The sequence below is a fragment of the Nonomuraea muscovyensis genome, assembly GCF_014207745.1.
GTDB classification, from domain to species: Bacteria; Actinomycetota; Actinomycetes; order Streptosporangiales; family Streptosporangiaceae; genus Nonomuraea; species Nonomuraea muscovyensis.
Window position 1 is genome coordinate 162,244 of record NZ_JACHJB010000001.1, and the last position, 19,488, is coordinate 181,731.

At 74.2% G+C, this 19,488-nt stretch carries 13 protein-coding genes; 6 read left to right on the forward strand and 7 right to left on the reverse strand.

The annotated features are described in order from the left end of the window. The first annotated feature begins 95 nt into the window (after positions 1-95). Positions 96-1,766 carry a serine/threonine-protein kinase gene (locus FHU36_RS43975; RefSeq protein ID WP_246501896.1) on the forward strand — a complete coding sequence of 557 codons (1,671 nt, stop codon included), beginning with the start codon at positions 96-98 and terminating at the stop codon, positions 1,764-1,766. Continuing rightward, entirely contained in the window at positions 1,766-3,421 is a 1,656-nt protein-coding gene (locus FHU36_RS43980) for a serine/threonine protein kinase (RefSeq protein ID WP_246501898.1), read from the forward strand. The genes FHU36_RS43975 and FHU36_RS43980 overlap by 1 nt, the downstream gene beginning before the upstream one ends. On the opposite strand, the gene scpA is transcribed toward FHU36_RS43980, so the two are convergent. The 5 genes from scpA to FHU36_RS00785 form a co-directional block, all read right to left on the reverse strand. Continuing rightward, positions 3,415-5,568 carry a methylmalonyl-CoA mutase gene (scpA, locus tag FHU36_RS00765; RefSeq protein WP_185081886.1) on the reverse strand — a complete coding sequence of 718 codons (2,154 nt, stop codon included), beginning with the start codon at positions 5,566-5,568 and terminating at the stop codon, positions 3,415-3,417. The two genes, FHU36_RS43980 and scpA, sit on opposite strands and share 7 nt — an antisense overlap. Then, positions 5,565-7,334, reverse strand: coding sequence for a methylmalonyl-CoA mutase family protein (locus FHU36_RS00770; protein ID WP_185081887.1), 1,770 nt, complete (start codon positions 7,332-7,334; stop codon positions 5,565-5,567). The genes scpA and FHU36_RS00770 overlap by 4 nt, the downstream gene beginning before the upstream one ends. A gap of 57 nt (positions 7,335-7,391) precedes the next feature. Further along, the gene (locus FHU36_RS45370) at positions 7,392-8,228 is read right to left on the reverse strand and encodes a peptidoglycan recognition protein family protein (RefSeq protein ID WP_185081888.1); all 837 of its coding nucleotides are present in this window, start codon (positions 8,226-8,228) and stop codon (positions 7,392-7,394) included. An 84-nt stretch (positions 8,229-8,312) separates the two neighbouring features. Beyond that, positions 8,313-9,263 carry an S-methyl-5-thioribose-1-phosphate isomerase gene (gene mtnA / locus FHU36_RS00780; protein WP_185081889.1) on the reverse strand — a complete coding sequence of 317 codons (951 nt, stop codon included), beginning with the start codon at positions 9,261-9,263 and terminating at the stop codon, positions 8,313-8,315. Between the two features lie 77 nt (positions 9,264-9,340). Further along, positions 9,341-11,206 carry a CASTOR/POLLUX-related putative ion channel gene (locus FHU36_RS00785; RefSeq protein WP_185084526.1) on the reverse strand — a complete coding sequence of 622 codons (1,866 nt, stop codon included), beginning with the start codon at positions 11,204-11,206 and terminating at the stop codon, positions 9,341-9,343. 128 nt (positions 11,207-11,334) lie between these two features. Here FHU36_RS00785 and FHU36_RS46160 point away from each other — a divergent pair, with 128 nt between their 5' ends. Continuing rightward, a complete protein-coding gene (locus tag FHU36_RS46160) occupies positions 11,335-12,447 on the forward strand; it encodes a DUF5925 domain-containing protein (protein ID WP_312891382.1) in 1,113 nt (370 codons plus the stop codon). A gap of 110 nt (positions 12,448-12,557) precedes the next feature. Here the strand turns inward: FHU36_RS46160 and FHU36_RS00795 are convergent, their stop codons facing one another. Next, a complete protein-coding gene (locus FHU36_RS00795; protein ID WP_185081890.1) occupies positions 12,558-13,949 on the reverse strand; it encodes an SWIM zinc finger family protein in 1,392 nt (463 codons plus the stop codon). A gap of 118 nt (positions 13,950-14,067) precedes the next feature. Between FHU36_RS00795 and FHU36_RS00800 the strand changes: the two genes are divergently transcribed. The 3 genes from FHU36_RS00800 to FHU36_RS00810 are packed head-to-tail and all read left to right on the forward strand — an operon-like array spanning position 14,068 to position 18,330. Then, positions 14,068-15,189, forward strand: coding sequence for a C39 family peptidase (locus tag FHU36_RS00800; protein WP_185081891.1), 1,122 nt, complete (start codon positions 14,068-14,070; stop codon positions 15,187-15,189). Positions 15,190-15,193: 4 nt separating this feature from the next. Beyond that, on the forward strand, positions 15,194-17,071 hold the full coding sequence (locus FHU36_RS00805) for a S9 family peptidase (RefSeq protein ID WP_185081892.1): 1,878 nt from the start codon (positions 15,194-15,196) through the stop codon (positions 17,069-17,071). Continuing rightward, positions 17,068-18,330 carry a M20/M25/M40 family metallo-hydrolase gene (locus FHU36_RS00810; protein WP_185081893.1) on the forward strand — a complete coding sequence of 421 codons (1,263 nt, stop codon included), beginning with the start codon at positions 17,068-17,070 and terminating at the stop codon, positions 18,328-18,330. Before FHU36_RS00805 ends, FHU36_RS00810 begins: the two co-directional genes overlap by 4 nt. On the opposite strand, the gene FHU36_RS00815 is transcribed toward FHU36_RS00810, so the two are convergent. Continuing rightward, positions 18,323-19,327: a phage baseplate protein gene (locus tag FHU36_RS00815; RefSeq protein WP_185081894.1), complete on the reverse strand. Its 1,005-nt coding sequence runs from the start codon at positions 19,325-19,327 to the stop codon at positions 18,323-18,325. The two genes, FHU36_RS00810 and FHU36_RS00815, sit on opposite strands and share 8 nt — an antisense overlap. Between the last annotated feature and the right edge of the window lie 161 nt (positions 19,328-19,488).

The window sequence follows — 19,488 nt, forward strand, 5'->3', positions numbered from 1 at the left end:
AAGTCGCCACACATCCCGAAATTTGCCGCTATGGTGCTGGATTCAGCTGATCGTCACCCTGGATCCAGCTCACCGTCACAGGAGCCGCCTTCCTCATGCCCCAGGTCGAACCGCTGCGCGACGGCGATCCGGCGGCGATGGGACCGTATCGCCTGCTGGGGCGGCTGGGCGCGGGCGGCCAGGGGGTCGTCTACCTCGGCCAGTACCGGGACGCCGCGCCCGTGGCGGTCAAGGTGCTGCACGAGAGCGTGGCCGGCGACGACCGGCTCGCCCGGGAGATCGCCGCGGCACGCCGGGTTGAGCCGTTCTGCGTGGCGCAGGTGCTCGACGCGTCCTTCGCCGGCCGGCCGTACGTCGTCACCGAGTACGTGGACGGCCCGTCACTGCAGCAGGCAGGCCGCCACCACGGCGCCGAGTTGCAGCGGCTGGCGGTCGCCACGGCCACGGCGCTGGCCGCGATCCACCAGGCGGGCGTCGTGCACCGCGACTTCAAACCGGCGAACGTGCTGCTCGGCCCCGGCGGGCCGCGGGTGATCGACTTCGGCGTCGCACGGGCGCTGGACGCCGGCGGGTCCGCCACCAGCGGCATCGTCGGCACTCCGGCCTACATGGCGCCCGAACAGCTCGCGGGGACGGGGGTGGGGCCGCCGGCCGACGTGTTCGCCTGGGCGTCGGTGATCGTTTTCGCGGCCACCGGCACGCCGCCGTTCGGCGACGACTCGCTGCCCGCCGTGATCAACCGCATCCTGCACAACGAGCCACAGCTCGGCGACCTGGCACAGCCGCTGCGGGACGTGGTGCTCGCCTGCCTGGCCAAGGACCCCGCGCGCCGCCCCGCGATGCAGGACGTGCTGCTCCGGCTCATCGGCGGCCGGTACGCGCCGCCGTTCCAGGGGCCCCGCCCCGGTCCGGACCGGTTCGGCCCCGGCGACAGCCCGCCGGGCCCCGTCCGACCCGGCGGCACCGGGCCGCCCCCCTTCGGACCCGGCGGTGGGGCCGGACCGTCCGGGCCCGGCGGACGTGATCCGTTCCGGCCGGCCGGCGACGGATCGGGCCCCTTCGGAGCGGGGGACGGCGGGCCCGCCACGCGGCCGTCCCGCCGGCGAGGGCGGGGCGGGCCGGCGGTGATCGCGGCGGCGTCCGCCGCGACGGCGCTCGCGCTGGGCGGCGCGCTCCTCTGGCTGGAGCCCTGGGCCGCGCCGGCACGCCTGCCGGTCACCGGCAACCTGGCCGGCGCCTCACCGGTCACGCCGCCGCCCGCGACACGGACGCCGAGCCGCACGCCCCGGCCGAAGCGGACCGCCAGGCCCCGGCCCACCCCGAGCGCGACCGTGAGCCGCACGCCGACCCGGCGGTCCACGACCGGCCCGCGTGCCACGACCACCTCGGCCCGCCCCACGGTCCGCACCTCCAGCGCCCGCCCGGTCTCCGGGGGCGGCGTCCGGTTGCTGTTCGTCCGCTCGGTCGGCAGCTGGCACGCCGACCCGGGCTGCTACGCCGGCGGCGACGTGCTGATCCAGGCCAAGGTCGAGCGCACCGGCAGCGGCACCCGACCCATCGAGTTCCGCTACACGTGGTACTTCGACGGCAAGGCGGCGGGCAGCGGGACCAGCCTGGTCGTCGACGACACCAACCTGTTCAACGCGCCCCGCTCGCTCCAGCCCGCCGCCGGCGGCGGCACGCGCGTCGCGAGCGTGCGCATCACCTCGCCCGGGACCGCGCAGAAGTCGGTCTCGGTGAAGTTCTGTGAGGAGGAGACCCCCTGATGCCCGGCGGCGATCCGTTACGGGCCGACGACCCCGCGGCGGTGGGGCCGTACCGGCTGGTGGGGCGCCTCGGCGCGGGCGGGCAGGGCGTCGTGTACCTGGCGCAGGCGCCCGGCGGCCGCCCTGTCGCGGTCAAGGTGCTGGGAGAAGGGCTGGCGGGCGACGGCGGGTTCGCCAAGGAGATCGAGGCGGCGCGGCGGGTGGAGCCGTTCTGCATCGCGCAGGTGCTCGACGCGTCGCTGGGCGGGCGCCCGTACATCGTGACCGAGTACGTGGACGGGCCGCCGCTGCAGCAGGCGGGCCGCCACCACGGTGCCGAGTTGCAGCGGCTGGCGGTGGCGACCGCGACGGCGCTGGCGGCGATCCACCGGGCGGGCGTCGTGCACCGCGACTTCAAGCCGGCGAACGTGCTGCTCGGCCGGGACGGCCCCCGCGTGATCGACTTCGGCATCGCCCGCGCCACCGACGCCGCCATCACGGTGACCAGCGCGATCGTCGGCACGCCCGCCTACATGGCGCCCGAGCAGCTCGCCGGGCAGGTCGTGGGGCCGCAGGCGGACGTCTTCGCGTGGGCCGGGGTGATGGTCTTCGCCGCGACGGGCGCGCCGCCGTTCGGCAACGACTCGCTGCCCGCCGTCATCCGGCGCATCCTGCACGACGAACCGCGGCTGGGGGACCTGCCCGAACCCCTGCGGCGGATCGTGTACGCGTGCCTGGCCAAGGATCCGCGCGCCCGGCCGGCGATGCAGGACGTGCTGCTGTGGCTGATCGGCGGCCGGCCCGTCCCGGGGGTGCAGGCGGAGCGACGGCCCCCGGCAGGCCCGGGGGACGCGCCGGAGCGTGGCGGTCCCGTCCGGCGGGCCCGAACGGACGGGACGGGACACGGGAGGAGGCAGGACGCCGGGCGGCGGAGACGGCGCAACCTGCTGGTCGCCGCCTCCGCCGCCGGGATGGCGGTGGCGCTGGCCTCGGCGGTGTTCTGGGTGGCACCCATGATCACCGTCGCGCAGGGCAGCGAGCGGACGCGGGCGGCCCCCACGTCCCCGGCCGATGCCCCCGCGAGCGGCGCCACGGGCGGCAGGGCGAAGGACCGGACCACACCCACGGCGGGCCCGTCACGCGTCGGCCGGACGCCCGGCCCGCCGGCCTCGAAGAGCACGACCGGTGCCACCACGCCGCGACCCGCCACCTCCGGGCCCGCCGACTCGGGGCGCGCCACGTCCAGGCCCGCGACGTCGAGACCCGCCACGTCGAGACCCACCACGTCCACGTCCGCCACGTCCGGACCCACCACGTCCGGACCCGCCACCAGGAAACCGACCTCGGCCGCGACCCGGACGGCCGCCGCCGCGGGCGGGTCCGTCTCGGTGCGGCTCATCATCCACCGGCCGCGCAAGCCCAGCGGCTGCTACCCCCGCGGGAACGAGGTGTACGCCATGGTCAGCGGGACGGCGGGCGCCGAGGCCAAGTACCGCTGGATCGTCAACGGGGTGGACCAGGGCCGCAGCACCACCTACCTGTCCCGGAAGGAGCTGATGATGCAGGGCGCGACGGGCCTCGACAAGCCGGGCCGCAACACCGTCGTCCTCAGGTTCGAGACCCCCCGGCGGGTCGAGCGCAAGGTGACCTTCACCATGTGCGCGGACTACTACTGACGGCCGCGCAACGCCGCCAGCAGGTCCAGGGCGGCGTCGGCGATCACGGTGCCCGGCGGGAAGATCGCGGCGGCGCCCGCCGCGCGCAGCTCCGCGAAGTCGCCGGGCGGGATCACCCCGCCCACCACGATCATGACGTCCTCGGCGTCGAGATCGGCCAGCGCCCGCCGCAGGGCGGGCACCAGCGTCAGGTGACCGGCGGCCAGCGACGAGACGCCGACGATGTGCACGTCGGCCTCCACCGCCTGGCGGGCCACCTCCTCGGGCGTCTGGAACAGCGGCCCGACGTCCACGTCGAACCCGAGGTCGGCGAAGGCGGTGGCGATCACCTTCTGGCCGCGGTCGTGGCCGTCCTGGCCCATCTTGGCCACGAGGATGCGCGGGCGGCGGCCCTCGGCGCGCTCGAAGTCGGCGCACGCCTGCCGCACCCGCTCGATGCCGGCGGAGGAGCCCGCCTCGTCGCGGTACACCCCCGAAATGGTACGGATCTGACCGGCGTGCCGGCCGAACACCCGCTCCAGCGCGTCGGAGATCTCACCCACGGTGGCCTTGGCGCGGGCCGCGTCGACGGCGAGCTTGAGCAGGTTGTGCTCCAGACCGGGCGCCGGGTGGCCGGCGGCCTTGGTGAGCGCGTCGAGCGCCCGGGCGACGGCCGCCGGGTCGCGTTCGGCCCGCAGCCGGCGCAGCTTGTCGAGCTGCTGCGCGCGGACGGCGCTGTTGTCGACCTTGAGCACCTCGATCGGCCTGTCGGCGTCCGGGCGGTACTTGTTGACGCCGATGACCGGCTGCCGGCCGGAGTCGATGCGGGCCTGGGCGCGGGCCGCCGCCTCCTCGATGCGCAGCTTGGGCAGGCCCGCCTCGATGGCCCTGGCCATGCCGCCCGCGGCCTCGACCTCCTCGATGTGCGCCCAGGCGCGTTCGGCGAGGTCGTGGGTGAGGCGCTCGACGTAGTAGGAGCCGCCCCACGGGTCGATCACCCGGGTGGTGCCCGACTCCTGCTGCAGGAGGAGCTGGGTGTTGCGGGCGATGCGGGCGGAGAAGTCGCTGGGCAGCGCCAGGGCCTCGTCGAGGGCGTTGGTGTGCAGCGACTGGGTGTGCCCCTGGGTGGCGGCCATGGCCTCGACGCAGGTGCGGGCCACGTTGTTGAAGACGTCCTGCGCGGTCAGCGACCAGCCCGACGTCTGCGAGTGCGTACGCAGCGACAACGACTTGGGGTTCGTCGCCCCGAACCCGGACACCAGCTTCGCCCACAGCAGCCGGGCGGCGCGCAGCTTGGCGACCTCCATGAAGACGTTCATGCCGATGCACCAGAAGAACGACAGCCGGGGCGCGAACCGGTCGACGTCCATCCCGGCGGCGACGCCCGCCCGCAGGTACTCCACCCCGTCGGCCAGCGTGTAGGCCAGCTCCAGGTCGAGCGTCGCCCCGGCCTCCTGGATGTGGTAGCCGGAGATGCTGATCGAGTTGAACTTCGGCATCTTCTCGCTGGTGTAGGCGAAGATGTCCGAGATGATCCGCATGGATGGCGCCGGTGGGTAGATGTAGGTGTTGCGGACCATGAACTCCTTGAGGATGTCGTTCTGGATGGTCCCCGCGAGCTGCTCCGGCGCCACCCCCTGCTCCTCGGCGGCCACGATGTACAACGCCAGGACGGGCAGCACCGCCCCGTTCATCGTCATCGAGACCGACATCCGGTCCAGCGGGATCCCGTCGAACAGCACCCGCATGTCGTAGATCGAGTCGATCGCCACCCCGGCCATGCCCACGTCGCCCGCCACCCGCGGATGGTCGGAGTCGTAGCCGCGGTGCGTGGCCAGGTCGAACGCCACCGACAGGCCCTTCTGACCGGCCGCGAGGTTGCGCCGGTAGAAGGCGTTGGAGTCCTCGGCCGTGGAGAAGCCCGCGTACTGGCGGATCGTCCACGGCTGGTTGACGTACATGGTCGGGTACGGCCCGCGCAGGAACGGAGCCGCGCCCGGACAGGTGTGCAGGAAGTCGAGCCCGTCGAGGTCGGCGGCCGTGTAGAGGGGCTTGACGGCGATGCCCTCGGGCGTCTCCCACACCTCGCCGTCCTTCGCGGCCTCGCCGCCGCGGGAGGCCGGCGCGCCGGGGCCGGTCAGCGGGACGCCGGAGAAGTCGGGGATCATCGGGCCACTCCCAGGTCGTCGAACGTCGTGCGCAGCACCCCGAGGGCGTCGCAGCCGGTGTGGAGGCAGGCGTCCACGCCCTCGTGGCGCCCCTTCCCGGCGAGCCACACCCGTTTCGCCCCGGCCCGTCTCAGGGCCGCGGCCACGGCCTCGGCGTGCTGCTCGTACATGCGGTCGCTGGAGCACAGGCAGGCGACCGTGGAGCCGCTGACGGCGAACGCGGTGGCGATCTGCTCGGGGTCCTCGCCGGGGCCGGCGGTCTCGGTGGCCAGACCGCCCGCCTGGAAGAGGTTGGCGGCGAACGTGGCACGCGGCGTGTGCACGGCGACCGGGCCGATCGTGGCCAGGAACACCTTGGGCCGGTCGGGCTGGGCGTCGGCGAGATCCCGCAGCGCCTCGAACTCCCGCGCGTACCGGATGCGCGGCAGCCCGCCCGCCGCCTCGCCGTCGGCGGAGGAGACATCGGAGGCGGCATCGGAGGCGGTCGCCGCGGGCCCGGTGGCGGGGCGGGCGAGGGGCTGCTCGGCGAGGTTGGGGAACTCACTCACGCCCGTGATCGGGAAGCGGCGATGGGCGATGTCGGCGTCGCGGCGCCGCCGGGTGCCGGCGACCCGCTCGGCGATCAGCGGCCCGGCCGCCTCGGCGCCGCCCGTGGCCTCGATCTCCTGGAACCACGCCCAGGCCCGCTCGGCCAGGTCCTCCGTGCGCCGCTCGACGTACCAGGAGCCTCCGGCGGGGTCGGCCACCCTGCCGGCGCCCGCCTCCTCCAGCAGCAGTGCCTGCGTGTTGCGGGCGATCCGGCGGGCGAACGCGTCGGGCGGACCGAAGACGGCGTCGAAGGGCTGCACGGTCACCGCGTCGGCGCCGCCCACCCCAGCGGCGAAGCAGGCCACGGTGGTGCGCAGCATGTTCACGTAGGGGTCGCGGGCCGTCATCATGGCGGAGCTCGTCACCGCGTGCTGAAGCTGGGCCGCGTCCGGCACGCCGCACACCTCGGCCACCCTGCCCCACAGCCTTCGCGCGGCGCGCAGCTTGGCGATGGTGGCGAACTGGTCGCCCGTCGCCGCGTAGCGGAACTCCAGCTGCCCGAACGCCTCCGCGACCCCCAGGCCGGCGTCGGTCAGCCTGCGCAGGTGGCCGACCCCCAGCGCGATCGAGCAGCCCAGTTCGTCGGCGTCGCCGCCGCCCGCGTCGTGGTACGGCGTGGCGTCCACGGTGACGGCACGCAACCCGGGGAACTCGGCGGCGCACCGCAGCGCCAGCCGCACGGCCGTCTCCCCGGCGCCCGGCGCGCCCGCTCCGAGGTTGCCCGTGACGGCGGCTCCGCGCCCGGCGGCCAGCACGAGCAGCGCGTCGGCCGCCTCGGTGGTGCGCGGCCCGGCGTCCAGCACGATCGGGGCGAGGTCGAGGTGGACGTCCTTCAGCACCCGGCCCAGCTCGCCCACGGGGATCGCGCCGTCGCCGACGACCAGCCAGAGCGACGTGACGCCGTTCTCCAGGTCGGCCAGCACGGCCTCCGGGTCGGGGACGGCGTGCCGCTGCCGCACGTCCCACCCCGTGGCGGCGCGGGCCGCGCGGTCGAACGGGGGCGTGGCCGGCAGGTCGCCGGCGTCGTAGAGCGGCGCGAGCGTCACCCCGTCGTAGGTGGGTGTGGACAGCGCCTCCTCCGGGGAGTCGGTCTCCACCCCGGACCGGCGCAGGACGTCCAGGGCTAGCGCCCGCCAGTCGTCGCGCGTGGTGGAGGGGAAGCCCGCTGCCAGTCTCATGATTCGGATAGTAGGCGGAACCCTCTCAAGCCGGTAACCCCAGGGTGGGTGCCCCGGTCAGGTTAGGGGTGCCTCCGGTCCCTCTGGCGCGTCGGCCGCCTCGGGCGTCCCGGCTGCCTCGGGCGTCCCGGGTGCCTCCCACGCCAGTCGCCAGGTGACGGGCCCGACGACGCCGTCGTCCTCGACGCCCTGCTGGCGCTGGAACCGGCGGCACACGTCCCGCGAGGCGCCGCCGTAGGCGCCGTCCACCGCGATCTCCCATCCCCGCGCGCGCATCTGCCGCTGCCAGGTGCGCACGTCCTCACCGCGCGTCACGGGCGGATACCGCAGCACCCTGCCGGGGAACGGCGGAGCCTCGGTCCCGTCACCGTCGCCGTCGCCGTCGCCGGGCCGGGGGGCGCCCCGTCTGACCCACGCGTACAGCGGCTCGCCGGGGCAGTCGGTGGAGTAGCCGTCCCGGTGTCCCTTGATCTCCCGGCCGGCGCCGCCCCGCTCCCGCAGGTGCTCGATGGCGTCGAGAACGGCGTGCAGCACGCCGTCGGGCGGCTGCACCAGCCCGGCGTTGCCGACCAGCCCCAGCACGGCGTAGTGCCCCGAGTTCAGCCCGGACCCGTTGGCCGCGGGCAGCCGGTGCAGTCCCCGCCCCTCGAACACCTTCCGATGCGGACACGCCACGAAGGAATAGCCGATGTCCATCCAGCCGTTGCCGTCCATGTGGTGACGCTGGATCGACTGGACCAGGGACACGCAGAGGTCGTGGTCGCCGACGACGCCGGGGTCCACCCTGCCGCCGGTGTAGTGGACCTTGACTCCCCTGGTCGAGTCCAACTGCGTGTAGCCGCCGCGGGGGGCGCGGGCGCCCCAGGCACGGCGTGGCACGATGTCGATGGCCACGTCAAACTCCCGGAGGTTGAAAACGTAGCCACCGAGCGTAATGCGGCCCCTCCGGACAGATAGGCAATTTCAGAATTTAGGCCGCTAAGGTCGGATCACCCGTTTGTCCGTAATGATCGCCGTGATGAGGTCGTGCGGGGTCACGTCGAACGCCGGGTTGACCGCGCCGGTCCCCTCGGGCGCCACCCGGACTCCCCGGACCGTGACGACCTCCTCGGGCCCCCGGTCCTCGATCTCGATGTGCTCCCCGGAGGGTGTGGCGAAGTCGATCGTCGTCTCGGGCGCCACCACGAAGAACGGCACGCCGGCCCGCGCGGCGCCGAGCGCGAGGGCGTACGAGCCGATCTTGTTGGCGGTGTCGCCGTTGGCGGCGATCCGGTCGGCGCCGATGAGCACGGCGTCGATCCCGCCCCCGGCCAGCAGGTACGGGCCGGCGCCGTCGGTGACGAGCCGGTGTCTGGCGCCCATCCGGCCCAGTTCCCAGCAGGTGAGCCGGGCACCCTGGAGCAGTGGTCGCGTCTCCAGGGCGAGCACCTCGGCGAGCCGGCCCCGCTCGTGCAGGGTCTGGACGACGCCGAGCGCGGTGCCGCGCTCGACGGCGGCCAGCGCGCCGGTGTTGCAGATCGTCATGATCCGCAGCCTGCCGGTGGTCTCGGCGGGGGCGAGGAGGTCGGCGCCGCGCTCGCCCATGGCCACGCAGGCGGCGATGTCCTCGTCGCGGATCCGCAAAGCGGTCGCGAGCACCGCCTCGCGACCCTGCGCCAGCCAGGCGGCGGCCTGGTCGACGCCCCAGCCGAGGTTCACGGCCGTGGGCCTGGCGGCCCGCAGCCTGGCGATGGCGTCGTGGTCGCCGCCGGCCAGCACGACGCCGAGGGCGCCGGCGACGCCCAGCGCGGGCGCGCCGCGGACGGCCAGCCGCCTGATGGCGCCGATCAGCTCGTCGACGGTGGTGATCCGGACCGTGACGCACTCGTCGGGCAGCCGCGTCTGGTCGACGAGCTCGATCGCCCCGTCGACCCAGTCGATGGTCCTCACACCACGCACGGTAGCCGACACCGGAAATTCCGCCACCACTCAGGCGAAACACGTACCGGTCGCTGGATACAGAACGGTCAGCGTTCGGCGAGGACGATGACCGAGTCGTTCTCGCCGAGGACGACGGACCGGCTCTTCGGCGGGTTGAGCACGATGCCGTAGTGCGGCGGGGTGTTGCGCCCGGAGGCGTCACGGTAGCCGATCGCGGTCTCGCCCTTGCGCCGGGCCGCCTCGACGATCGTGGAGAAGGTGACCTTCTCCCCCGGGCGCACGTACGAGCAGGCCGGGCGGGGGTAGATCTCGGAGCCGCGGGGGTCGAAGAGCTGGCCGAAGACGTCGGCCAGGTGCCGGTTCTGGGCGAGCTGGGCGAGCAGCAGGCCGATGACCGTGTCGCTGATCACGATGTCGTCGGCCTCGGTGACCTCGGCCAGGACGCGGTTGCTCTCCTCGTGCATCTCGCTGACGATCGAGTAGTGCTCGCCGAGCGTGCGCTGCATGTCGCGCAGTTGCAGCAGCGTCATGAGCGTGCGGGTGTCGGCGTGGTGCGCCGTGTAGCGGTCGTCCGACAGGACGATGACGTGCTGGAAGAGGCCGACGCCCAGCGACTCCAGGGCGTACCTGTCGGTGGTGTCGCAGTCCTTGACGTTCACGGTGAGGTTGCGCAGGCCGGACAGGTCGGCGCCCGCCTTGGGGTGGTCGGTGGCGATCTCCACCACCGCGCCCGGGACGACGTACGCGTCGAGGTAGCGGATGATCTGCTCGGCGCGGCCGTTCCAGTTGAGCAGCAGCGTGCGCTCCGCCTGGAGGGCGGGGCAGTCGTCGGCGACGATCGCGCCGGCATCGACGTCCGGCTCGCGGGTGGCCGGGCGGATGCCCACGGCGTCCTGCGCGATGACGATGACCTGGTCGGCGCCGGTCACGAGGGTGTCCATCGGCGGGTTGAGCACGACGCCGGACGGCTTGCGCAGGCCGATCACGCTGGCGTTCTCGTAGGCGTCCAGCGCCTGCCCGTACGTCCGGCCGGCCAGGTCGGCGCCGGGCCGCATGTAGACCTCGCCGCCGTCGAAGTTCAGCAGGTCCATGCAGACGACGGACATGCCGGACTGGCGGGAGGACTGCACGATGAGCTGGGAGGCGGTGTCGTCGGAGTCGACCAGGTGCACCTCGTCGCCGCCGGCCAGGCGGGCGGCGGCGATGTTGCGGGAGGCGGTGATCGCGGCCACGGCGGGCGGGTGGGCGCCCTCACGCTTGGCGAGCGCCAGCAGGATCTTGATGACGTGGGCGTCGGGGTCGTCGCCGTCGGGCGACAGCACGACCACCGAGCGGGCGGTGGCGAGGTTCATCAGGGCGAGGTCGTGCGGCTCGGTGGGCCGGCCGGTGCGGCAGACGAGGCGGGTCCTGCCGAAGTCGCCGACGTGGTCGCGGATCTCCTCCTCCATGTCGAGCTTGTCACGGTCGGCGAGCACGGCGATGACCGAGCCGGGCTGGCCCGCCTGCGCCTTGACCAGCTCGCTGACGATCGTGAAGACCTGGTCGGACCACCCGAGGACGACCGTGTGGCCCTTCTCGACGATCCGGGAGCGCCCCCGGCGCAGCCGGTCCACCTTCTCCCGTAACCCGTTGGAGAGCAGGCCGACGAGCATGCTGACGATGAACAGGCCGCCGAGCGAGGCGGCGAACATGACCGCCATGTAGGCGATCGACCCCTTGTCGCTGGCGAGCTTGCCGGGGGTCAGGGCGTGCATCAGCGTGATCCACAGCACCTCGCCGGGGCCGGACGCGCCGTCCGGCTCGTCCGGGGCCAGCCACAGGGTGAGGCCGGTGACCACGAAGATGAGCGCCACGGACACGACGGCCAGCCAGCCGACCAGGGAGGCCGTGCCCCTGGACATCGTGTTGTCGAACCAGTAACGCGCCCGTTCGCGGAACGTCGCCCTTGCCACCCCGTACCTCGCTTCTCGGATGATTTTGACCAACGAGACAAGGTACAGCCGGATCTGTCCTGTCATGGGAGTAAACCGCAAAACCGTTCGACATCCCGTGGTCGAAGCCGGATATTAGAGTGGTGTCTGTGATCAGGGAGGTGCCCTTCCCCAGCCCCGACTCCCCCGACCTGCCGATGCGGATCTGGATCGACGATGCCGACTCCGCCATCGACGTGATCGACGCGCTGGCCCTGTCGCCGTTCGCGACGGGGGTGCAGCCGTGGTCGCGCCAGGCCCACCTGGAGCGCGTGCGGCCCGACGCGGCGCTCGCGCCCGCCGACGGCCGCCTGGTGCGCGCCGCGCACGTGGACGACGGCTCGGAGTCCCGGCTGATCTGCGGCGACGGCTGGACGCTGCGGGTGGTGCGGCATCGCAACCGCACGGCGACCGTCAGCGTCAGTGCGGTCACCGAGGAGCTGGCCCGTTCGGTGCTGAAGCAGAGCACCGACGGCGCCGAGGAGCCCAAGCCCGACACCGACCACGTCGACATGGGCTTCTGGTGGCGCGGCTCGCACGGCGGCATCCGCTCCGAGAAGCCGATCACCGCGCAGCCGTGGGCCCAGATCAGCGGCAACTACTCCGCCGGGGTGCGGCGCTCGCTCGACGAGCTGATGACGATCACGCCCGCCGACGTGAGCGGCCGCCTCATCCTGCTGCACGGCCCGCCGGGCACCGGCAAGACCACGCTGCTGCGCTCGCTGGCCAAGCAGTGGCAGGACTGGTGCCAGGTCGACTGCGTGCTCGACCCCGAGCGGCTCTTCGACGAATCCGGCTATCTCATGGAGGTGGCCGTCGGCTACGACAGCGACGGCGACCACGACGACAAGCAGCGCTGGCGGCTGCTCGTGCTGGAGGACTGTGACGAGCTGATCAGCGCGGCGGCCAAGTCGCAGGCCGGTCAGGGGCTGTCGCGGCTGCTCAACCTCACCGACGGCCTGCTGGGGCAGGGCCGTGACGTGCTGGTGGCGATCACCACCAACGAGGACCTGGCCCGCCTGCACCCGGCCGTGGTGCGGCCGGGCCGCTGCCTGGCGCAGCTTGAGGTGGGGCCGCTGACGCGTGAGGAGGCGGTGCGCTGGCTGGGCACCGCCGAGGGGGTCGGCCCCGGCGGCGCCACGCTGGCCGAGCTGTACGCGGCCCGTTCCGGGCGGGCCCTGACCGCCTCGGCGAAGGACGAGTCGACCGGCCTCTACCTCTGACGGCCCGACCGTCCGCCGGGCCCGCACGCCCGGCGGGCCGCACCGGGCCGCGCAGGGCGACCCGGGCCGCCTGGGCCCACCCGGGGCCGGCGGCGGGTTCGGCGTCCGGGTCAGACGGTCGCCTCGGCCGCGATGCCGGTGTCGGCGCGGGCGGCGATGCGGGCGGCGATGCGGGCGGCGAGGACATGCTTGCACGGGCCGCGCGAGCCCCGGTGGTCGAACCACCACGGGCACGTGCACTCCCCCTCGTCGATGCGCACCCGCCGCACCCCGCCGTCCGTGGTGACCTCGGCCGTGGTGGCCGCGCCGGGCGGGCCGTCGAGCCGCACCGCACCCGACTCGGCCAGGGCGCGGGCCGCCGTGAGCCGGGGGTTGAGCGCCGCCACCTGGTCGCGGTCGTAGGGCAGCTCGCGGTGGAAGTGGGCGGCCTCGTGCAGGTCGTAGCCGACCCGGCCGGCGGTGCCGAGCTGGGTGAGCGCGGCCCGCACGCGCGTGGTGGACAGGCCGGAGCGGTCGGCGAGCAGCCCGATCTCGACGGCCGGATCGAAGTTGAGCAGCATGCCGACCACGTCGGCGTCGCCGGCGGCCTCGTCGGTGGCCAGGTCGGCCAGGACCGCGCCCTCGCCGGAGAAGCCCCGCCACGGCTGCGGGGAGACGGCGAGGGTGTAGCGCATGCCGGGCAGCTCCAGCTCCCACGCGCTCGCGGCCGGCTCGGCCGGGCCGGCTCCGGAGCGGGAGCCGGCGGCCGGGCCGTAGACGCGCAGCGCCCTGGCGAACCTGAGCAGCGGCGCCAGCGTCGCGACCCGGCCCGCGCCCGCCAGGCAGACGCCGCCCGGCGCGGGCGTGGCCGAAAGGCGCAGGTCGCGCCCGGCCGGGACGGCCCACACGGTGGCGGACGCCTTGCGCGGCAGCGACCGCAGGAAGCGGACCGCCTGCGGGCCGCGCAGCTCGGCGCGCAGGTCGAAGGCGGAGGCGATGACCTGCACCTCGGCGAAGCCGCGCAGCCACCGCTCGGGCAACGGCACCTTCTTCTCCACGACCGCGCCGTCGAGCGTGGTGACGGCCAGCTCGTCGGGGCCGACGCCGAGGTGGAGCGGATCCCTGCCGCCGACGCGGACCAGCGCCTCGCGCAGCGGCGGGTTGACGTCGACGTTGGTGGTGCCGCGGTCGAGCACGTCGCCGTCGAGCGCCAGCACGTCGAGCCGGGCGTAGACGCCGCCGCAGGCCGAGAACGACTCGAACCTGAGCCGCTCGCCGTCGCAGGTGACCACGGGGTCGCGGGTCCAGCCGGGCCGCGGTTGGTGGTAGCGGGTGAGCGCCACGTCTGCGACCGCGAGCAGCCCGGCCGCGGCCGGCGCGGCCTGGGTGAGCAGCCCGCTGAAGAACCGGGGATGGGCCTGGGGGCCGGACAGGGCCGTACCGCCGGAGGTGGAGAGGCCGAGCCGGCCGTCGGCGAGCGTGGACGGGCCCGCGTAGGAGTATGCCTGCACCGCTTGAGTCATGGCCGGAACCCTAGAGATCACCACCGACAGAGCCGCGCGGCCGCGGCGCGGATCGCCACCGGCGGGATCGCCGTGGTACGTAAACCTTCCGATGTGCGACAGAGGGGACGAAACCACAATGAGCCTGGTGCTCACCGTCGATCTGGCCCGCGTGGCCCTGACCCGCTTCGCGGTCCCCTCCACGGGGACTCCGGGTGCGTGGACCAGTGAGGAGCGGCCGATCGGCTTCCCCGCGACCCAGCTCGTGCCGTCCTGGACGGCCCGCACGCCGCCGGGCTCGTGGGTGGAGGTGGAGCTGCGGGCACGGACCGCGGGAGGCGGGCTCACCAAGTGGTACGTGATGGGCCGCTGGTCCGAGCACGGAACACCGCGCACGTCCGTCGCCGGCCAGGGTGACGAGGACGGCGACGTGGCGGTCGACACGCTCGTGGCGCGCCGGCCGCTGGTGGCGTTCCAGGTGCGCGTCACCCTGCACGGCGCTGATTCCGGCGCTGCTTCCGGCACTGTTTCCGGCCCTGTTTCCGGCCCTGCTTCCGGCGCTGCTTCCGGCGCGGAGGTGGGCTCGCTGTGCGTGATGGCCTCCGCCCTGCCGCACCGCCCGCCCGCGCCGAGCCCGCCGGGCACGGCCGGGGCCGTCGAGCTGGACGTGCCCCGCCACTCGCAGCACGAGCACGCCGGGCACTACCCGCAGTACGACGGCGGCGGCGCCAACTGGTGCGGCCCCGCCTCGGTGGCGATGGTCCTCGGCTTCTGGGGCCGCGGCCCGGACGCCGCCGAGCTGGAGTGGGTGGGCCCCGGCGACCCCTGCCCGGCGGTGGACCACGCCGCGCGGGGCACCTTCGACTCCAGCTACCAGGGCACCGGCAACTGGCCGTTCAACGTGGCCTACGCCGGCACGTACGGGCTGAGCGGGTTCGTGACACGGCTCAGGTCGGCGGCGGAGCTGGAGGCGTTCGTCCGGGCGGGGATACCGGTGATCACGTCGCAGTCGTTCCGGGTGCACGAGCTGCCCGGGGCGGGCTACTCGACGACCGGTTCGATCATGGTGGTGACCGGGTTCACCGCCGAGGGCGACGTCGTGGTCAACGACCCTGCGGCGCCGTGCGACGCGCAGGTGCGCCGGGTGCATCCGCGCGCGGCGTTCGAGAACGTCTGGTTGCGGGGCTCGGGCAGCGGCGGCATCGCGTACGTGCTGCATCCGCCCGAGGTCCCGCTGCCCCCTTCCGATGGCAACTGGTGATGGCATGAGCATTCGACCGATCGACGTTGCCCGCACCGACGGCGGCCCCCAGTGGGTGGAGGCCGTCGGCACGCCCGAGGGCGTGGAGGTGTGGTGGGACGAGCCGCGCCCGCACGAGGGCGGGCGGCGGTGCGTGGTGCGGCGGCTGCCGGACGGCACGCGGGTGGACGCGCTGCCGGCCGGGTGGAACGCCCGCAACCGCGTCGTCGAGTACGGCGGGCGGTCCTGGCGGCCGCTGCCGGGCGGCGGCCTGGTGTTCACCAACTGGGCCGACCAGCGCCTCTACCGCCTGAACGGGGGCGAGCCGGTGCCGGTCACGCCGGCGGGCGAGGCCCGCTACGGCGACCTCTACCTGCCGCCGGGCCGCGACGAGGTCTGGGCGGTCCGGGAGACCGGGGACGTGCGGGAGATCGTGGCCGTCCCGCTGTCCGGTGACGGCCCGGTCCGCGTGGTGGTCGAGGCGCAGCACTTCCTGATGAACCCCCGGCTGTCCCCCGACGGCCGGCACGTGTGCTGGATCGGCTGGGACCACCCGAACATGCCGTGGGACGGCACCGAACTGTGCGTCGCCCCGCTCGACGACGCCGGCGCGGCGGGGGCCTACGAGGTGGTCGCGGGCGGGCCGCGGGAGTCGGTCACGCAGGCCGAGTGGCGCGACGCCGACAGCCTGTACGCGGTGACCGACCCGACCGGCTGGTGGAACGTGCACCTGGTCCGCCGCGACGGCTCCGGCGGGCGCAACCTGACGCCGGTGGAGCTGGAGTTCGGCCACGCCCCGTGGAAGCCGGGGCTGGCGACGTTCGCGGTGGCGGGCGGGCGGCTGGTCGTCGTGTACGGCACCGCCGACCGGCGCCGCCTGGGCGTGCTCGACCCGGAGACCGGCGCGCTGCGCGAGGTCGGCGGTGAAGCGACCCACTGGGCCTCCACGGTGTCGGCGGTGGACGGCCGGGCCGCGGCGGTGGCGGCCACGCCGTACACGCCGCTGGAGGTGCGGCTGGTGGACCTCGACGGCGGCGGGCACGAGGTGGTGTCGGCGCCGAAGCCGCTGCCCGACCGGGCCATGCTGCCCGTGCCGGAGACGGTGACGATCGAGGGGGTGCACGCCCACCTGTACCCGCCGGCCGGTGTGCGGGGGCCCGCCCCGTACGTCGTGTTCGTGCACGGCGGCCCGACCGGCCACCATCCGGTCATGCTGGACCTGGAGATCGCCTATTTCACCAGCAGGGGCCTGGGGGTGGCCGTGGTCAACTACGGCGGCTCCACCGGATACGGCCGGGCCTACCGGGAGCGGCTGCGCCACCGGTGGGGCGTGGTCGACGTGCAGGACTGCGCCCGGGTGGCGCGCGGCCTGGTGGAGCTGGGCCTGGCCGACGCCGCCCGGATCGCCGTCCGCGGCGGCAGCGCGGGCGGCTGGACCACGGTGGCGGCGCTGGTGCACAGCGACGTGTTCGCGGGCGGCGTCGCGCACTACGCGATCACCGATCCGGAGAGCTGGGCGGCCGAGACGCACGACTTCGAGTCGCGTTACCTGGACGGGCTGATCGGCCCGCTGCCGGAGACCCGCGACCGCTACACCGAGCGTTCGCCACTGCTGCACGCGGGGCGGGCGTCGGGGCCGTGTCTCATGCTGCACGGCCTGGAGGACGCGATCGTGGACGTGAGCCAGGCCGAGCGGTTCGTCGCCGAGCTGGACCGGCACGGCAAACGGTGGGCGCTGCTCACCTTCCCCGGCGAGCAGCACGGCTGGCGCCGGGAGGAGACTATCGTGGCGGCGCTGGAGGCGGAGCTGGCCTTCTACGGGCTGGTGTTGGGCTTCGACACGCCCGAGGTGCCGCCGCTCAAGCTGGAGGGCAAGCCGCTCAGGGCGGAGGAGGAAGAGTGAAGGGCGTCGCCGAGATCTGCTCGGACCTGATCAGGTTCGACACCACCAACCCGGGCTCGGGAGAACGGCCGGCCGCCGAGTACACGGCCACGCTGCTGGCCGAGGCGGGCCTGGAGCCGGTCGTGTTCGAGTCGGAGCCGCGCCGTACGACGGTCGTCGCCCGGTTCGAGGGCGACTCGCCCGACGCGCTGCTCATCCACGGCCACCTGGACGTGGTGCCCGCCGACCCGGCGGAGTGGCGGATGCACCCGTTCTCCGGCGAGATCGTCGACGGCTGCGTGTACGGCAGGGGCGCGGTCGACATGAAGGGCTCGTGCGCGATGACGCTGGCCACCGTGCTCGGCATGCGGGCGCGCGGCCTGCGGCCCCGGCGTGACGTGGTGCTGGCGTTCCTGGCGGACGAGGAGTCGACCGGCGACCTCGGTTCGCGGCACGCGGTGACGGAGCACCGGGAGCTGTTCGACGGGGTGACGGAGGCGATCAGCGAGTCGGGCGGGTTCAGCGTCACCTCGGGCGGGCACCGGGTCTATCCGGTGGCCGTGGGCGAGCGGGGCACGGCCTGGATGAGGCTGACCGCCCACGGCGTGGCCGGTCACGGGTCCCGGCCGGCGGTCGACAACCCGGTGGCGACCCTGGTCGCCGCGCTGGCGCGGCTGGCCTCCTACCAGTGGCCGGTACGGCTGACGCCGTCGGTCGCGGCGCTGCTGCGGAGCCTGTCGGAGATCACCGGCCAGGAGATCGACCTCGACCGGCTGGACGCGGAGGCGGAGCGGCTCGGCCCGCTCGGGACCCTGTTCAAGGGCCAGATCCGCAACTCGGCCAACCCCACGATGCTGCAGGCCGGCTACAAGGTGAACGTGGTGCCCTCGACGGCCGAGGCGCACGTGGACGGCCGTTACCTGCCGGGGCTGCAGGAGGAGTTCCTGGCCACGATCGACGAACTGCTCGGCCCCAGGATCACGCGCGAGTTCGTGAACCTGGAGGACGCGCCGGCCGCGCCGTACCCGTCGGTGTTCTTCGACGAGCTGGCGGGCGCGCTGGTTGCGGAGGACCCGCAGGCCCGGCCGGTGCCGTACGTGATGAGCGGCGGCACCGACGCCAAGTCGTTCGCCCGGATCGGCATCCAGGGGTACGGCTTCGCGCCGCTGATGCTGCGGCCGGACCTCGACTACTTCGGGATGTTCCACGGCAAGGACGAGCGGGTGCCGGTGGAGGGCCTGGAGTTCGGCACGCGGGTGCTGACCCGGCTGCTCACCTGACCTGGATGAGCGTGTCCTTGGCGTAGACGTTGGCCAGCCGGGCGCCGGTCACGCCGGAGGCGAAGCCGTAGCAGAGCCGCGCCACGCCGGGGCCGGCGACGTGCACGGCCATGCCCTCCGGTTCTCGGAAGTCGACGTCGGCGCCGTCGGTCACGAGCCGCCGCTCCACGACGTCGCCGGTCCGCCAGTCGACGCAGGTCAGGTGCGTGTTGCCGGGCGCCGCACCGGACGTGCCCTCCAGCAGGTAGAGGTACGAGCCGTAGGAGGCGTACCCCTGGAAGGAGTACGTGAGGGCGGGCTGGGCGACCTCGGCCAGCGGCCGGTAGCTGTGGCGGCGGACGTCGTCCAGCCGGTAGAGCGTGTAGCGGAAGGCCCCGCCGACGCGGTGGCGCATGACGAGCCGCCGGTGGACGGGGTCGGTGCCGCAGGTGGTGCGGTCGGCCCCGGGCACGGGGGTGTGCTTGGCCAGTTCGGGCGAGTCCGGGCCGAGCACGGCGCCGTCGGCGAACCTGAACCGGCACAGGCGGGTGCCCCAGCCGGAGCCGGCCTCGGCGACGGAGTCGGTCTCGGTCCACAGGAAGGTGCCGCGTCCCGTGGGCTCGGCGCCGATCTGCACGCCGTGCCCGAAGCCGCGCAGGTACATGTGTCCGGTCGGGCGGCCCTGCCGGTCGAGGCGGGTGAGGCACAGGTCGCCGTTGGCGGAGCGGGTGGCGCCGCTGACGGGGCCGGGCTCGCCGGGGAGCTGGAGGCCGCCGGCCATGAGCTGCACGATGAAGACGTGCCCGTTGACGTCGTCGAACGCGAGCGACTGCATGACGGTCGCGTTGTGCAGGGGCGCGGGGCCGAGCAGCCGCGCGCCGGGGGCGGCGCAGTCGAAGCGGGGGGTCGGCGGCAGGAGCCCGGGATCGGGGTCCGCCCCGGCCGGGCGGGTGGCGAACAGGGCGGCGCCCGCGCCGGCGCCGGCGCCGGCGATGAGGAACGTGCGTCGCGTCGGCATGGAGCCTCCGAGGGGTGTCGGCCGCGAGCGGGGGGTGGGATCGCCCGCCAGTTAACAGTGGGTCGAGCGTTCTTATCAAGCTTTTCTTGTTAAGTTCACGGCGTCTTTGTCGCAGGGAGAGCCGGCACGCCGACCACGGCGGGCGCCCGCGCGGACTGCGT